Genomic DNA, 810 nt, shown 5'->3' with positions numbered 1-810 from the left:
AAAAGCGGTCATTGCTATCAAAGTTAACCGCACCGGCCTTGCCGTCGGTTTCCATATTCTGCTCACAGCGGGTAATGGCACTGAGTCCGCCAATGGCAAATCCCACACCCACATGACCATTGTTGGGGTTAGACGCATAGCTGAGCGACACAGATGGCTTCAGTCCACCCGTTGATTCACCCGTGGTGATGGGAATGGAATAAGTAAACTCACCACTGGGTGATACGTTACTCTCTGCCGGCAGTGAGCCCACATAATCATTGGTGTTGATGGCTGAACTCAGCCCCGTCGCCTGGGCATAATGCACCAGCTCGGCAGATGGGTTCACAAAGTCACTACGAAAATCATAGTTTACATCGCGTACCTGCATCCGCGTACCGATGTCTCGCAGGTCAATGCCGATACGGTAAGGGCGTACCTGGCCATTTGAAATGAGCAATTCATGTCCAAGATCGGACTGCATCAGAATGTCAGGCTGACCATCTCCGTCAAAATCGCTGCGCAGACGCTTACCAACCACATCCAGTTCGTTGCGCAGTGCCGTAAAGTCTTGCTTTGACAGATACTCCAGTTTGTATCCGTTTGCCGTTTCGACCACACGCACATAGGGCATGGCATTGTGAACACGAATACTGACCGGGGCGTCATCCGCCGTGGTGACCTGTTTAACAGGCTGTTGATAATAGAGGTGGCCGTTACTGTCTCCCCAGACATCGCTGCTGGGGGTGACCGGGCTGGCCTGTCCCGACACACTAAAAGCCCCCAGCATCAGGGCCAGGGTTCCTTTGTACTTAAACATGTTTGCTCACT

1 protein-coding gene is annotated in these 810 nt (G+C 52.7%); it reads right to left on the bottom strand.

The window, feature by feature from the left end; genetic code table 11:
* Positions 1-799 (bottom strand): SpvB/TcaC N-terminal domain-containing protein (locus tag IY568_RS24425; protein ID WP_194868973.1); only part of this gene is annotated, 799 nt, incomplete at its 3' end.
* Positions 800-810 lie beyond the last annotated feature (11 nt).

The sequence above is a fragment of the Pseudoalteromonas sp. PPB1 genome (assembly GCF_015356275.1).
Taxonomy (GTDB): domain Bacteria; phylum Pseudomonadota; class Gammaproteobacteria; order Enterobacterales; family Alteromonadaceae; genus Pseudoalteromonas; species Pseudoalteromonas rubra_D.
This window is presented reverse-complemented; position numbering and strand designations above follow the sequence as displayed.